General features: G+C 73.7%; 1 protein-coding gene. It reads right to left on the reverse strand.

The genetic code is table 11. From position 1 onward, the window contains the following. Nucleotides 1-615: MFS transporter (locus AOK09_RS37795; protein WP_175609303.1), on the reverse strand; the 615-nt coding region annotated here is incomplete at both ends.

Here is a 615-nt window from a genome sequence, read left to right on the forward strand (position 1 = left end):
GGAGGCGACCAGGGCGGCGCCCAGCTGGTGGCAGGCGAGCACCCAGCCGAAGACGATCGGGGCGTCCTCGCCGAACCACTCGCGGCACAGGGCGATGGTCGGCGGCACGGTGGCGACCCAGTCGAGGCCGTAGAAGATGATGAAGGCCAGCATCCCCGGCTTGAGGTCGGCGGTGAACAGCTGGGGCAGGAAGAGCAGCGAGGCGCCGCGCAGTCCGTAGTAGGCGACGAGCAGCCGCCGTGAGTCGTAGCGGTCGGTGAACCAGCCGGACGCCACAGTGCCGACCACGTCGAAGACCCCGACCAGGGAGAGCAGTCCGGCCGCCGTGGTGGCGGGCATTCCGTGGTCGTGGGCGGCGGGCACGAAGTGGGTGCCCACCAGGCCCGCGGTGGTGGCTCCGCAGATGGCGAAGGAACCGGCCAGCAGCCAGAACGCCCGGGTGCGCACGGCGCCGGCCAGGACCGTGAGGGCCCGGCTGAGGGCCGCGCCGCTCGCCGCGGGCGGCGGCGCGGTCTCGGCGCCGTACGGGAGCAGACCGAGGTCTGCGGGGTGCTCGCGCATCAGCAGCACCACGGGTACCGCCACGGCGGTGGCGCAGAGCGAGACCACCACGGC

Source organism: Peterkaempfera griseoplana (genome assembly GCF_001418575.1).
Lineage (GTDB): Bacteria > Actinomycetota > Actinomycetes > Streptomycetales > Streptomycetaceae > Peterkaempfera > Peterkaempfera griseoplana.